This window comes from Aureibaculum algae, assembly GCF_006065315.1.
GTDB classification, from domain to species: Bacteria; Bacteroidota; Bacteroidia; order Flavobacteriales; family Flavobacteriaceae; genus Aureibaculum; species Aureibaculum algae.
This window is the reverse complement of the sequence record NZ_CP040749.1, coordinates 498768-511941: the sequence shown is the minus strand read 5'-3', so window position 1 is coordinate 511941 and position 13174 is coordinate 498768. Positions and strand designations below refer to the sequence as shown.

The window sequence follows — 13174 nt, the reverse complement described above, 5'->3', positions numbered from 1 at the left end:
AACCCACATTATTATGTTAAAAAGTAGTATCGACAAAGCAACAGGATTCGAAAAAAGGTTTGAAAACATAGGCACCGTTGTTTACGAGAATTCTACTACTGCCTCTAAGGCAGTTGCTCAAGAAATAGCAGATCTTATTCGTGTTAAACAAGCTCAAAAACAACCTTGTATATTAGGACTAGCAACAGGTTCTTCACCAAAAAGTTTATATGCGGAATTAGTACGTTTACATAAAGAGGAAGGTTTAAGCTTTAAAAATGTAGTTTCATTTAATTTAGATGAATACTACCCAATGGAACCTGATTCTGTAAATAGCTATGTTCGTTTCATGAAAGAGCACCTATTTAATCACGTAGATATTTTACCAGAAAATTATCATGTTCCAGATGGTACCTTGTCTAAAGCTGAAATAGCAAATTATTGTGATCAATATGAAAATAAAATTGAAGCCTTAGGTGGTCTTGATTTACAAATTTTAGGTATTGGTGGTAATGGGCATATCGGTTTTAATGAATCTGGATCGCTTCAGAATTCTAAAACACGTTTGGTTGCCTTAGACCATATTACTAGAGTTGCTGCAAGTGGCGATTTTTCTGGATTAGAAAACACACCTAGAACAGCAATTACACTAGGGGTTAAAAAAATAATGGAGGCCAAAAGAGTTATTCTTTTAGCTTGGGGTGAGAGAAAATCTAATATAATAAAGGCTTCTACGGAAAGTGAAGTGACCAGCAGTGTACCTGCATCATTTTTGCAAGAACATGATAATGCAACTTTTGTTTTAGACAAAGAAGCGGCTTCTAAATTAACAAGAATTAATACGCCTTGGCTCGTTGAAAAAATTGTTTGGACAGATAGACTGATCAGAAAAGCAGTATTGAGTCTTGCTCTTTACTTAAAGAAACCAATTTTAATGTTAACTGATGCCGATTATATAGAGAATGGTATGAGTGATTTATTAGCAGATTCTGGTCCTGCATATGATATCAACATTAAAATATTTAACAAATTGCAAAACACCATTACGGGATGGCCAGGTGGTAAACCCAATGCAGATGATAGCAAAAGACCTGAACGTGCTGAACCTGCTAAAAAACGTGTATTAATTTTTAGCCCACACCCTGATGATGATATTATTAGTATGGGTGGTACATTCAAAAGATTACATGAGCAAGGACACGAAGTTCATGTAGGTTACCAAACCTCAGGTAATATTGCTGTTGCAGATGATGAGGCATTGCGTTTTGCTCGCTTTGTATGTGATTATAACGACCAGTTTAATATTGAAAATGAAGAGGCAGAAAATATTTATAAAAAAGCAGCTGAATTTTTAAAAAACAAGAAATCCAGCGAAATAGACACGCCAGAAGTAAGACATATAAAAGGGATCATTAGAAAAGGTGAGGCAAGGGCGACTTGTCATTTCATCGGCATCCCAGATGATCAAATTCATTTTATGGAATTGCCTTTTTACGAAACAGGTACTGTAGAAAAAAATCCATTAGGCAAAGCTGATATCAAAATTACTTCTGATTTAATTGAAAAAATTAAACCTCATCAAATATATGCGGCTGGTGATTTAGCTGATCCACATGGTACTCATAAAGTATGTTTAGATTCTGTTTTCGCAGCCTTAAAAGAACTAAAACCTAAAAAATTCATGGAAGATTGCTGGGTTTGGTTGTATAGAGGAGCATGGCAAGAATGGGGTATTGACGAAATAGAAATGGCAGTACCTATGGGACCAGACCAAGTACTAGAAAAACGTAAAGGTATTTTTAAACATCAATCTCAAAAAGATGGTGTGGTTTTCCAAGGAGCAGATAGTAGAGAATTTTGGCAACGTGCAGAAGATAGAAATAAAGAGACTGCAAATTTATATGATGTACTTGGATTGTCACATTATGCAGCAATGGAAGCATTTGTTCGATACCATTTTTAAAATGATTCTGACAAACTATTTATTGCTTATTAATTAAATATAAATAACAAAAAATTTAGTAGAGTTATATAATTAGAACAATATAACTCTACTTTCTTGTATAAATATTCTTTACAAAAGGATTCCAGGTTTTCCCATTATCTTTGGTATAACCTACAACCAATTCATTTTTATTTTCTGAAAGAGTTTTGTAAATTAATTTGAAAGAAACATCCTCTCCATATTTATTTTTAATCTTAGTATCTGATTCTAAGTTATTAAAAATCAAGGTTTCATTTTTAACTTCACCTTTATAAAAATCTATGCTACCCATTGGAATGTCCAACGACAATAAGCGAAAAGCCTTATTACTTTCATCTCTAGCAATGGTATTCGTTAAATTAACAATACAATTTTCTTTATTTAACTTTACTTTTTCGGTAATAAACGTATCCTCCATTACGAATTCAGAACTTCCTACTCCAGATTTCACCCAACCTTTTGCATGTACATAACTAAAAACCTCAATGTTATAACTACCTACTAAAAAATTAATAGAACTAAATCGATTATATATTGCGTCTTCAGTAATAGTTGGCATGTACGATAGCATAATTTGAATTTTGATTAATTAACTCTTCTTTGTATTATAGACGATGAAAATTATAATGTGTTACAAACTTTAACATTTGATTCTATATTTTTTGCATAAAAAACAAAACAAATAATATGTAATCAAAAAACGCTTAAACTATCATTATTCTCAAAATTATGAGGTATTTTTCAACATTATAATCAATAAAAACACTTATTAATATGAATTTTATTTTTATTAAAAATTCAAAAAACACTAATAAAGCACGTACAGACCAAACCTTTTTTAATCCATCACAAATTTAAAACCTGCCGAAATTATACCAGAATGTAAACCCGTATTTCTTTCATAATAACTATATCTCACATCAATAGTTTTTAACCCAAACTTTTGAATTTTTAGTTTCGTAAAAACATCTGTGTATTTAATTCCGAAACTATACTGATTTGCATTAAACTCAGACAAATCATAGTCAGAAGTATAAAAATCTTGTGTAGAAAAATGCTCTTCATACGGAGCAAAATAATCCGCTGCTGTTTGATTATAATATCTATATGCAGGGTACAACGTAAACTTATCTCCAATTTTTATAGGTAACTCAACACTAGCCGTGTGAGATGAAACACCCCAATCATCAGAATAATACCGATAATAGGTTCTTACTGTTAAAAATTCGTTTAAGTAATAATTAAAACGCATTCCTATTGGGGTTTTAAAACGTGAGTTAGGTAATCTTTCAATATCATCTGCCAACTGAAAAACATCTTTATTTGATTTAGAAGTATAATGATCTATACTATTGGCATTTCCAATATAATAATTTGCTCTATCACCAAAATAAACACGCTGCATTGGATTTGAAAGCCATCCTTCTTGCTTAACCACATCTACAAACACCGATAGTTGAGCATTTTTACTTAAAATTTGAGAAAAACTTAATGACAAAGAGTAGGTATTTCGTTTATCATCATCGACTAAGGTAGTGTTAAAAGCACTCCAACTGTTTGAACTATTTTTATCAATAACAGCACCGAATTGATCTAAAATATCAATATTTGAGAAAAATCCACTATTTAAATTTTGATTTGCCTCATTATAAGAATCTATTTCAGTTGGATATACAGGTTTCCATGTATCGAAAAACGCATTAGCTTTGATACTGATTTCCGTATTTTTCTCATTAAAAAGTCGTGCATAACTCCCGCCAAAACCAATAGAGGAGTAATCATATTCTTTGGCCAAGCTAATAGTAGCTCCCCAAATTTTATTTCTATCATCAGAGCTGTGACTATAACTTGCATTAAGATTAATCCATGTATCTTTTTGAGAAGCTCCTGACGAAGCAACCCACGGGCTACCATTCGCCTCTGTAGGAAAATTTTCATCATCGTCATCATCATCGTCGTCGTCGTCATCTCCTCCTTGTGAGGCTCCAGAACTATCAAAAGGATCTAAATTACTCGATGAAGCCGACGTATACGCTGAGATTCCAGCATCGATAGTCAACACATCGTCATCATTTAAGGGTATTGAAATTGTTATCGTTGGTGTAAAATCAGTCAACTTCTCCGTACCAATACCACCAGTAACCGCAGCATTATCACCATCTTGACTATAATAACTAGATAAGATATCTACTTCAACATTTTCTAACACCCTCTTTTTATAAGATGTTTCTGGGCTTTTTTCTTGAGCAAAAACTAAAACGGATGCAAAGCAACTGACAACTACTAAAACTATTTTTTTCATAAACTCAATTTAATTACAGCCACAACCTCCACCTGTTTTTCCTCCGTTAGCACCAGAAGCCGACTCTCTATACAATTGAAAATTGGTTTCAAAACGGTCAATTTTATTAGCTGACAATACCATGTCAGGATCATTCAAATTGATTTTTTCATATTCCTTTACAGCAACACATGAACTAAAAACCATCATTACTAAGACTAAAAGGGCTATTTTTTTTAACATTATTTATTGATGTTTATATGGTTTGATTTATGAATACTTCCTTTATCATCTATGATGATACACTCTATTTTTGGCAATTGATTGATTCTGTTTAACCCAACTTCAATACCCATTACAAAAACAGAAGTTGCCAACGCATCAGCTAGTTCAGCTTTGGGTGCAAAAACAGTAACGCTAATTATGCCACTTGATGGATAACCAGTACGCGGATCAATAATATGCGAATACCGTTTACCATTTATAGTCACAAACTTTTCATAATTACCTGAAGTAACCACGGCTCCGTTTTTTATAGGTAATAAACCAAACGCATTTTTTTTATTTAACGGGTTTGTTATTGCAACCTTCCAATAATCACCATTAGGTTGTCTACCCCACGTGTTCATATCTCCGGATGCATTGATAATACCACCTATAACACCTTTGCCTATAAGTAATTGCTTGGCTTTATCAGCAGCATAACCTTTACCGATAGCACCAAAACCAATTTTCATTCCTTTTAATTTTAAATATACCGTTTGCCTATTTTTATCGAGTATAATATTCTGATACCCAACTTTCGCAACTGAAGCTTTGATACTCTCTTCCGAAGGCATTTCAGTCATGAGACCATCAAATTTCCATATATGATCCATAGACGCATAACTAATATCAAAAGCTCCATCAGTTAGTTTAGAAATTGCCAAAGCCCTTTCAATTAAATCAAATAATTCTTTATCAACTTTAACAGGATTAATTCCAGCATTTCTATTTATTTCAGAAGTTTGAGAATTAGCATCCCAAGAGGAAATTAATTGTTCAATGCGTTTAATCTCTCCAACGGAAGTGTTAATGTAACTATTCCCTTCAAGGGAATCATTAGCAATTACCGAAATATCAAACCTACTACCCATTAATTTTAAGGTTTGACGGTAGGCTGTCTGTGCTTCAAGTTTTGAAAACACCAGAAAGAAAATACCTATACAGATATACTTGGGCATGTATTATTTTAAATTGAATTAAGCATCTCGATATACTCGGTCACACTCACTTTTTTATAACCAGTTGAACCTAATAATTCACCGTTCTTATCTAAAACAGCTACAAAAGGAAAAAAACCTTGTTTGTTATATTCTTCGGCTAATTTGTTGTTTTTTTCTTGTTGAGATTTACTTAATTTATTCTTCTTTTTTCTAGGAAAATCAGCAAGTAACATTACGTAATGCTCTTTTGCATAGGCTTTGAATTCATCTGAACTCCAAATCTCATTATCTAATTTTATGCATGGGGCACACCAATCTGATCCTTGAAATACTAAAATTATTTTTTGATTTTCAACAGTGGCTATTTTTTTTGCTTCTTGCAAATCTGACTGCCACTCTTGAGCTGTAGCCTTGAAAGAAAGGCTAATTACCAGACAAACGAGTAGAATTTTTTTGGTCATAATAAAAGGAATACTATTTTAACGAAATATATTTAAGCAAATTGCTCGTAATTAACCAAATAGCCCTTATTTAACTTTACTTTAACTTTGTATCCATTCTTATTGGATACAGCTTTCAAAATCTTCCCAAAAGCTAACATAAGATTTAGTAACCACATCTGCATCTTCAACCGTAAAAGGAACTTTTAGTGCCAACGGAGCAAATGCCATTGCCATTCTGTGATCATTATATGTTTTTAAAGTAACATCTCTATTAAAGGAATTTGCTGAAACGGTTAGTCGTAAGCTTTTATCTGTAATTACAACGGCAGCACCAAATTTACCTAGTTCATTTTGTAGAGCAACTAAACGGTCCGTTTCCTTAATTTTCAAGGTGTGCAACCCTGACAAATCACAACCCATTCCTAATCCAAAACAGGTTACCGCAATGGTTTGAGCAATATCTGGAGCTTCCTGTAAGTTTAGCGTTAAAATTTCAGTAGTAGGTGTATTTACCTTGGTTAGTGTTATCGAATTATTTTCAAATTCCGTTAGTACTCCCAATTTTTGGTATATAGCAGACAAACAACTATCGCCTTGAAGACTTTCTTTATTGTATGATGATAACGTTAGGGATTTACCAACTTCACTCAAAGCAACTAAACTATAAAAGTAAGATGCAGAACTCCAGTCAGATTCTACTGTAATTGTTTTATCCTTTATGGCTTTTTTTGGTTTTATTACAATGGTATTACCTTCCCAAATCGTAGAAACGCCCAATTGATTAAGTAAATCTAACGTCATTTCTAAATAAGGTCTAGAAGTAATTTCTTCTAACAATTCTATTTCTAGTCCGTTTTCTAAACTCGGAGCAATCAATACCAAGGCAGAAATATATTGGCTACTTACATTTCCATTAATAGCTACTTTTTGCTTTGAAATTTTTTTGCCTTTAATGGCTATTGGCGGATAGCCTTCTTTATCGACATACGCAATATCTGCACCCAACATTTGCAACGCATCAACTAAAATTTTAATAGGTCTATTTTGCATACGTTCAGAACCCGTTAAAACCACTTCTCTACCCTCTTTTACAGCAAAATATGCTGTTAAAAAACGCATGGCAGTTCCAGCATGCCCAATATCTACTAACTCCTTTGTAGCATGCAAGGCATGTGTTAAATGGACAGAATCATCAGAGTCAGATACATTTTCTAATTCTAAATTAGGAAAAAATTGTTGTAAAATCAACAACCTGTTCGATTCACTTTTAGAACCTGAAATTTTAATTGAAGTAGTAACTATTTGTTTATCAGTATAATCTAAAAATAAATCCATCTAACCCGTTTCTAATTTAATTTATTATCCTTAATTTTAGCTACTATCAACAAACCTAATCCATGAATAAAATATTCTTCCTTGCCGTTTGCTTATTATTTGCAACTGCCGACAAAGTTAACGCACAAAAAAGACAAAAAAAACAAAAAACGCAAGAACCTCTCTTTATAGAAAAATATTACGACGCTATGCAATGGCGAAATATAGGTCCATTTCGTGGTGGTAGAAGTGCTGCGGTAACTGGTGTTCCGGGTAAGGCCAACCTTTATTATTTTGGAGCTACAGGCGGCGGTGTTTGGCGTACTACCGATGCCGGTAATACTTGGGACAACATTTCAGATGGTTTTTTTGGAGGTTCTGTTGGTGCAGTAGCAGTTTCTGAATGGGATAATAATGTGATCTATGTGGGTATGGGCGAAAAAACAATTCGCGGTAATGTCTCCTCTGGTGATGGTATGTATAAATCTGTAGATGCTGGAAAAACATGGAAACATATGGGGTTAAAAAATTCTAGACATATACCCAGAGTAAGAATTCATCCAAAAAATCCTGACATAGTATATGCTGCTGTTTTAGGCGATTTGTATAAATCTTCAGAAGAACGTGGTGTTTATAAATCTACTGATGGTGGTGAAAATTGGAAAAAAGTACTTTTTGCTAATGCCGACGCTGGTGCTATCGATTTAATACTCGATCCTAACAATCCACGTATCCTATATGCATCTACTTGGAATGCCAGACGAACACCTTACAGTTTGTCTAGTGGAGGTGAAGGTTCTGCGTTGTATAAAAGTACAGATGAAGGCGAGACTTGGACCAATATCAGTACTAACGAAGGATTGCCAAAAGGGATATGGGGTATTAGTGGTGTAACAGTTTCACCTGTAAATTCTGATATTGTTTGGGCATTAATAGAAAACAAAGATGGAGGTGTTTATAAATCTACAGATGCTGGCAAAACATGGAAACTCATTAATAATGAGCGAAAATTACGTCAACGTGCTTGGTATTATACGCGACTATACGCTGACACTCAAGATGAAAACGGATTATATGTCTTAAATGTTAGCTATCATCAATCTAAAGATGGTGGTAAAACGTATAAAACCTATGGAGCTCCACATGGAGACCATCATGACCTATGGATGGATCCGAATGACAATCAACGTATGATTATTGGTGATGATGGTGGTGCACAAATTAGTTTTGATGCTGGCGAAAATTGGTCTACTTATCACAATCAGCCTACATCACAATTTTATAGAGTGGTTACAGATAATCACTTTCCGTATAGAATATATGGTGCTCAACAAGATAATTCTACTGTACGTATTTCACACAGAACCGACGGCAGATATATCACAGAAAGTGATTGGGAAAGTACAGCGGGTGGTGAAAGTGCACATATCGCAGTAGATCCAAATAATGATGATATCGTTTATGGCGGTAGTTATGGTGCCTTTTTAACGAGAATTAACCATAAAACCAACGAACGAAGAGCCGTAAATGTGTGGCCAGACGACCCGATGGGACATGGTGCCAAAGATTTTAAATATCGTTTCCAATGGAATTTCCCAGTGTTGTTTTCACCTAATAATCCTAAAAAATTATATGCAGCCTCAAATCACTTACATGCTACAACAAATGAAGGTCAATCATGGGAAATTATAAGTCCTGATTTAACCAGAAATGATCCTAAAACATTAGGCCCATCAGGTGGACCCATCACCAAAGACAACACAAGTGTAGAATATTACGCAACTATTTTTGCCGTGGCAGAATCCCCAATAGAAAATGGATTGATATGGACGGGGTCTGATGACGGATTGGTACATATTACCAAAGACGGTGGAGTAACTTGGAACAATATTACGCCTAAAATTATGCCTGAATGGATGATGATAAACTGTATAGAAATTGACCCATTTAATAAGGGTGGTGCTTACATCGTGGGGACAAAATATAAAACAGGAGATTACAGGCCTTATATCTATAAAACTGCTGATTATGGCGTTACTTGGACAAAATTAACCAACGGAATTGGAAACGAATCTTTTACTAGAGCTTTACGTGCCGATCCTAAAAGAAAAGGATTGTTATACGCTGGTACCGAACGCGGAATGTATATCAGTTTTGATGATGGTAATAACTGGACTCCGTTTCAATTGAATTTACCTATTGTTCCAATAACGGATTTAACCATTAAAAATGACAATTTAATTGCTGCTACACAAGGTCGTTCTTTTTGGATCATTGATGATTTAACCCCGCTTCATCAATTAAATAAAAATATAATTTCAAAAGATTTCTATGCATACAAACCAATGGATAGCTATAAAATGGGCGGTGGCAGAGGAGCCAAATCTAAAACCAATGGGCAAAACCATTATGGTGGTGTTGCTATCAATTTTTATGTAAAAGATACAGCGAAAGCAGATACCCTTTCCTTATCATTCTTTGACAATAACAAGCAATTGATAAAAAAATACAGTACACACCCAAACAAAGAGAAAAAAGAAGAAACCTTAAAAGTTAAACCTGGTAACAATATTTTTAATTGGAATATGATGTACGCTGGTGCTGAAAAAGTAGAGGGTATGATTTTATGGTGGGCATCACTAAATGGACCACAAGCAATACCAGGAAATTACAATGTAGTATTGTCAAAAAACAACAAGAGTGAATCCAAAGATTTTACAATTTTAAAAGATCCTAGAAGCGAATCAACTCAAGAAGATTTACAAGCTCAATTCAATTTTATTATTGAAGTCCGCGATAAATTGACTGAAATACACAAAGCCTTAAAAAATGTAAAGAAAGTAAAAGATCAAATTACCGTATTAAAAAAGTCAATTACTGATAAAAAGAAGCATAAAGAACTTCTAGATTTTGCAAACAAAATTTCGAAAGAAGTAACCGTTATTGAAAATAATCTTTATCAAACAAAAAGTAAAAGTAATCAAGACCCTTTAAATTTTCCAATCAAGCTTAATAATAAGTTAGGACACTTAAACGCATTGACTTCTATGGGAAGTTACAGACCTACAGATCAAGAAGTTCAATTTAAAAATGAAATTACAATAGCCATTGACAAGGAGTTAACCGCATTATATCAAATCTTTAAAAATGATGTATCTGAACTCAATAAAAAAGTAAAAACGAGCGAAATTGATTTAATTCAACTTGCACCACCTCAACCGTCCACTGTAATGAAGGAGTAAACTTTACAAATACATGTATCTATTAAAATAGTATAATAATGAATAGCGTAACAAAATTAGAAATTGCAAAAATGATTGATCACTCTCTTTTACACCCTACCATGGATGATAAAATTCTAATAGAAGGATGTGAAATTGCAAAAAAATATAATGTAGCTTCGGTTTGCATTAAACCCTATGCTGTAAAAATGGCTGTTGAAATTTTAAAAGGAACAGACGTAATGGTGGGAACGGTAATTGGTTTTCCTCATGGTAGTAATACTTTAAACGTAAAAATAGTTGAAACTGAAGAAGCAATTAAAGACGGGGCTGTAGAAATTGATATGGTTGTAAATATTGGAAAAGTATTGAGTGAAGACTGGACATATATTGAAAATGAAATTAAAGAAATTCACGCTACTTGCAAAAAAGGAAATGCTGCTCTAAAAGTAATTTTTGAAAATGACTTTTTACCAGAAGATTTTTATAAAATAAAGCTTTGTGAACTATGTAGTAAACTTAAGGTAGATTTTGTAAAAACTTCAACGGGATATGGTATGGTAAAACAACCTGATGGTAGTTATAATTACAAGGGAGCAACAGAGCATGATTTAAAATTAATGCGTAGACATACAGATACTTCAATTGAAGTAAAAGCAGCCGGTGGTGTGCGTACTTTAGAAGACACTTTAAAGGTTAAATCATGGGGCGTAACAAGAATAGGTGCTACAGCAACAGAAGCTATTGTTTCTGCAGTAAATGGAGAATAAATTTGTATTTCTAGTTTTCAGAGTGGGAATTAAATACCAGTTTTTAAAATAGTATTGCCTCTAATTATTTAATATTTCTACTGGTAATCCACACTCCATATAAAATACTTACAAAGGATTTTGTTAAAAAGAAATCCTTCCATTTCCCTTGATTAAAATTTTGTTCCATAACCGTAGCTATGTCAGCATTGATGATTGCTGAAAAGCTATTAAACAGCAATGATATAATTACCAAAACAATAAAGAAAGGAATTATTATCATTAACGCCCTTTTCCAAAAAAATGCAGTTTTTATTTTTTCTAAGAATGTCATTATTTTAATTTTTTATTATTGTGGTGACGGTCATGGTCACGTTTTGTTTTAAAATCTAATTTTTTATCAAAAGAGGCTTGTAAATCAATACCTGTTTGGTTGGCCAAACATAATACCACAAATAAAACATCTGCCAGTTCTTCACCTAAATCTTTGTTCTTATCTGATTCTTTTTCACTTTGCTCACCATAACGTCTAGCAATAATACGAGCAACTTCACCAACCTCTTCAGTTAATTGAGCCATATTGGTAAGCTCATTAAAATAACGAACACCATGTTCTTTTATCCAATTATCAACTTCTAGTTGTGCGTTTTGTATGTTCATGACTATTAATTCGAGATTGAAGATTCAAAATTAAACAATTTCTAGATGAATCTTCATTATTCTTAGTGCTTCTATACATATACTGTAAACATTATAAATACCTTAAAAATTCGTTTCTTGGTATTTCTCTCGCTCCCAAACTAGCTAAATGATCGTTATAAACTTGACAATCTATTAATTTATAATTTTCTCTTTTTAGCTTTTGAACCAAATGTATGAATGCAACTTTAGAAGCATTAGAAACAGCACTAAACATACTTTCACCACAAAAAACGTCACCTAAGTCTATACCGTAAAGTCCACCTACTAATTCATTACCTAACCACACCTCAACCGATTTTGCATGCCCCAATTCATTTAATTTAGTATAAGCCTGTTCCATTTCATCAGTTATCCACGTCCCTCCCTGTCCTTCTCTATAAATGGTTTTACAAGACCGAATTACTTCCTTAAAATTTTGATTAAAAGTAACTTTGAAACTATCCTTTTTTAGAATTTGTTTCATACTTTTTGATATTTTCAATTCATTAGGAAATAAGACCATTCTTTCACCTGGACTATACCAAACCACTGGTTCTCCTTTATTGAACCAAGGAAAAATCCCACTATTATAAGCAAGCAATAATCGTTCTGGAGACAAATCGCCACCAAAAGCTAACACACCTTCGCTTGAAGCTGTTTCAACGGGCGGAAACCATAATTTATCTGATAATAAAATCATTAATGAGTTTTATATTTTTTTTTAAAAATATAACAAAATCTAGATAAAAAATAAATATAGGTAAGAATATAAATTATAATACTTCTAGTATACCTATTGGCTAAATTTTAAGTTATCTTAGCTAGAGAAAAATAGATATAAAAATGGTAACATAATGGCAAAAATACAATCTGTAGAATTATTATCAATACCTGAAGTTATTAATGCTGGCGACGACATTAGCGATTTAACTGTTATTTTAGATATTGAATTTCATGATTTAGATGTTAAACTACAAATGGAATACTGTTTACATATTTTTATTTATGATATTCATGGCAAAGTAGATTCACCATTGGTTATTCCCAACTGGGATGAAAGTACTGTAATTTCGATCTCCTCAGATAGAAAAGACGATTTTTTAGGTTCGGCCTCTAAAGTTATTGTTGCCGAAAACAAAAATGAAACTATGGAAATACCCTTGACCTTAAAACTGGGGAGATTTGAGCAAAGAAATACGTATAATTCAAGAAAATTAGAAGTGTTTGCCACCATTGCACCTGCAATAGGAAGAGCTTCAAAATGGTCAGCTCCTTTTGAGTCACGCATTGTTTTTTAAAACAAGAAAAAGCCTTTTA

13 protein-coding genes are annotated in these 13174 nt (G+C 33.1%); 4 read left to right on the top strand and 9 right to left on the bottom strand.

What is annotated here, in order from left to right:
- The first annotated feature begins 13 nt into the window (after positions 1 to 13).
- Positions 14 to 1942: a glucosamine-6-phosphate deaminase gene (gene nagB / locus FF125_RS01985; RefSeq protein ID WP_138948213.1), complete on the top strand. Its 1929-nt coding sequence runs from the start codon at positions 14 to 16 to the stop codon at positions 1940 to 1942.
- An 88-nt stretch (positions 1943 to 2030) separates the two neighbouring features.
- On the opposite strand, the gene FF125_RS01980 is transcribed toward nagB, so the two are convergent.
- The 6 genes from FF125_RS01980 to FF125_RS01955 all read right to left on the bottom strand — a co-directional run bounded on the left by FF125_RS01980 (position 2031) and on the right by FF125_RS01955 (position 7227).
- The gene (locus tag FF125_RS01980; RefSeq protein WP_138948212.1) at positions 2031 to 2534 is read right to left on the bottom strand and encodes a hypothetical protein; all 504 of its coding nucleotides are present in this window, start codon (positions 2532 to 2534) and stop codon (positions 2031 to 2033) included.
- A gap of 267 nt (positions 2535 to 2801) precedes the next feature.
- Positions 2802 to 4265: a DUF3570 domain-containing protein gene (locus FF125_RS01975; protein WP_138948211.1), complete on the bottom strand. Its 1464-nt coding sequence runs from the start codon at positions 4263 to 4265 to the stop codon at positions 2802 to 2804.
- A gap of 9 nt (positions 4266 to 4274) precedes the next feature.
- Entirely contained in the window at positions 4275 to 4487 is a 213-nt protein-coding gene (locus FF125_RS01970; protein WP_117882006.1) for a DUF4266 domain-containing protein, read from the bottom strand.
- On the bottom strand, positions 4487 to 5467 hold the full coding sequence (locus tag FF125_RS01965; protein ID WP_138948210.1) for an FAD:protein FMN transferase: 981 nt from the start codon (positions 5465 to 5467) through the stop codon (positions 4487 to 4489). The genes FF125_RS01970 and FF125_RS01965 overlap by 1 nt, the downstream gene beginning before the upstream one ends.
- Positions 5468 to 5475: 8 nt before the next feature.
- Complete coding sequence (locus FF125_RS01960) at positions 5476 to 5910, bottom strand: thioredoxin family protein (protein WP_138948209.1); 435 nt, start codon at positions 5908 to 5910, stop codon at positions 5476 to 5478.
- Positions 5911 to 6009: 99 nt separating this feature from the next.
- Complete coding sequence (locus tag FF125_RS01955) at positions 6010 to 7227, bottom strand: 3-phosphoshikimate 1-carboxyvinyltransferase (protein WP_138948208.1); 1218 nt, start codon at positions 7225 to 7227, stop codon at positions 6010 to 6012.
- A gap of 62 nt (positions 7228 to 7289) precedes the next feature.
- Here FF125_RS01955 and FF125_RS01950 point away from each other — a divergent pair, with 62 nt between their 5' ends.
- Positions 7290 to 10448 (top strand): WD40/YVTN/BNR-like repeat-containing protein, encoded by a 3159-nt coding sequence (locus tag FF125_RS01950; RefSeq protein WP_138948207.1) that lies wholly within the window; start codon positions 7290 to 7292, stop codon positions 10446 to 10448.
- A gap of 38 nt (positions 10449 to 10486) precedes the next feature.
- Positions 10487 to 11197 carry a deoxyribose-phosphate aldolase gene (gene deoC, locus FF125_RS01945; RefSeq protein ID WP_138948206.1) on the top strand — a complete coding sequence of 237 codons (711 nt, stop codon included), beginning with the start codon at positions 10487 to 10489 and terminating at the stop codon, positions 11195 to 11197.
- Positions 11198 to 11261: 64 nt separating this feature from the next.
- Here deoC and FF125_RS01940 read toward each other — a convergent pair whose 3' ends face one another.
- From FF125_RS01940 to aat, 3 genes are all read right to left on the bottom strand, one after another.
- Positions 11262 to 11510, bottom strand: coding sequence for a hypothetical protein (locus FF125_RS01940; protein WP_138948205.1), 249 nt, complete (start codon positions 11508 to 11510; stop codon positions 11262 to 11264).
- Positions 11510 to 11836: a nucleotide pyrophosphohydrolase gene (locus FF125_RS01935; RefSeq protein WP_138948204.1), complete on the bottom strand. Its 327-nt coding sequence runs from the start codon at positions 11834 to 11836 to the stop codon at positions 11510 to 11512. The genes FF125_RS01940 and FF125_RS01935 overlap by 1 nt, the downstream gene beginning before the upstream one ends.
- Positions 11837 to 11927: 91 nt before the next feature.
- Positions 11928 to 12557, bottom strand: a complete 630-nt coding sequence (gene aat / locus FF125_RS01930; RefSeq protein ID WP_138948203.1) for a leucyl/phenylalanyl-tRNA--protein transferase — start codon at positions 12555 to 12557, stop codon at positions 11928 to 11930.
- A gap of 154 nt (positions 12558 to 12711) precedes the next feature.
- Here aat and FF125_RS01925 point away from each other — a divergent pair, with 154 nt between their 5' ends.
- A complete protein-coding gene (locus FF125_RS01925) occupies positions 12712 to 13155 on the top strand; it encodes a hypothetical protein (RefSeq protein WP_138948202.1) in 444 nt (147 codons plus the stop codon).
- Positions 13156 to 13174 lie beyond the last annotated feature (19 nt).

What these genes read in the sequence shown, in the direction of transcription:
- nagB (WP_138948213.1), top strand. Translation starts at nt 14, where the DNA reads ATGTTAAAAAGTAGTATCGACAAAGCAACAGGATTCGAAAAAAGGTTT.
- FF125_RS01980 (WP_138948212.1), bottom strand. Translation starts at nt 2,534, where the DNA reads ATGCTATCGTACATGCCAACTATTACTGAAGACGCAATATATAATCGA.
- FF125_RS01975 (WP_138948211.1), bottom strand. Translation starts at nt 4,265, where the DNA reads ATGAAAAAAATAGTTTTAGTAGTTGTCAGTTGCTTTGCATCCGTTTTA.
- FF125_RS01970 (WP_117882006.1), bottom strand. Translation starts at nt 4,487, where the DNA reads ATGTTAAAAAAAATAGCCCTTTTAGTCTTAGTAATGATGGTTTTTAGT.
- FF125_RS01965 (WP_138948210.1), bottom strand. Translation starts at nt 5,467, where the DNA reads ATGCCCAAGTATATCTGTATAGGTATTTTCTTTCTGGTGTTTTCAAAA.
- FF125_RS01960 (WP_138948209.1), bottom strand. Translation starts at nt 5,910, where the DNA reads ATGACCAAAAAAATTCTACTCGTTTGTCTGGTAATTAGCCTTTCTTTC.
- FF125_RS01955 (WP_138948208.1), bottom strand. Translation starts at nt 7,227, where the DNA reads ATGGATTTATTTTTAGATTATACTGATAAACAAATAGTTACTACTTCA.
- FF125_RS01950 (WP_138948207.1), top strand. Translation starts at nt 7,290, where the DNA reads ATGAATAAAATATTCTTCCTTGCCGTTTGCTTATTATTTGCAACTGCC.
- deoC (WP_138948206.1), top strand. Translation starts at nt 10,487, where the DNA reads ATGAATAGCGTAACAAAATTAGAAATTGCAAAAATGATTGATCACTCT.
- FF125_RS01940 (WP_138948205.1), bottom strand. Translation starts at nt 11,510, where the DNA reads ATGACATTCTTAGAAAAAATAAAAACTGCATTTTTTTGGAAAAGGGCG.
- FF125_RS01935 (WP_138948204.1), bottom strand. Translation starts at nt 11,836, where the DNA reads ATGAACATACAAAACGCACAACTAGAAGTTGATAATTGGATAAAAGAA.
- aat (WP_138948203.1), bottom strand. Translation starts at nt 12,557, where the DNA reads ATGATTTTATTATCAGATAAATTATGGTTTCCGCCCGTTGAAACAGCT.
- FF125_RS01925 (WP_138948202.1), top strand. Translation starts at nt 12,712, where the DNA reads ATGGCAAAAATACAATCTGTAGAATTATTATCAATACCTGAAGTTATT.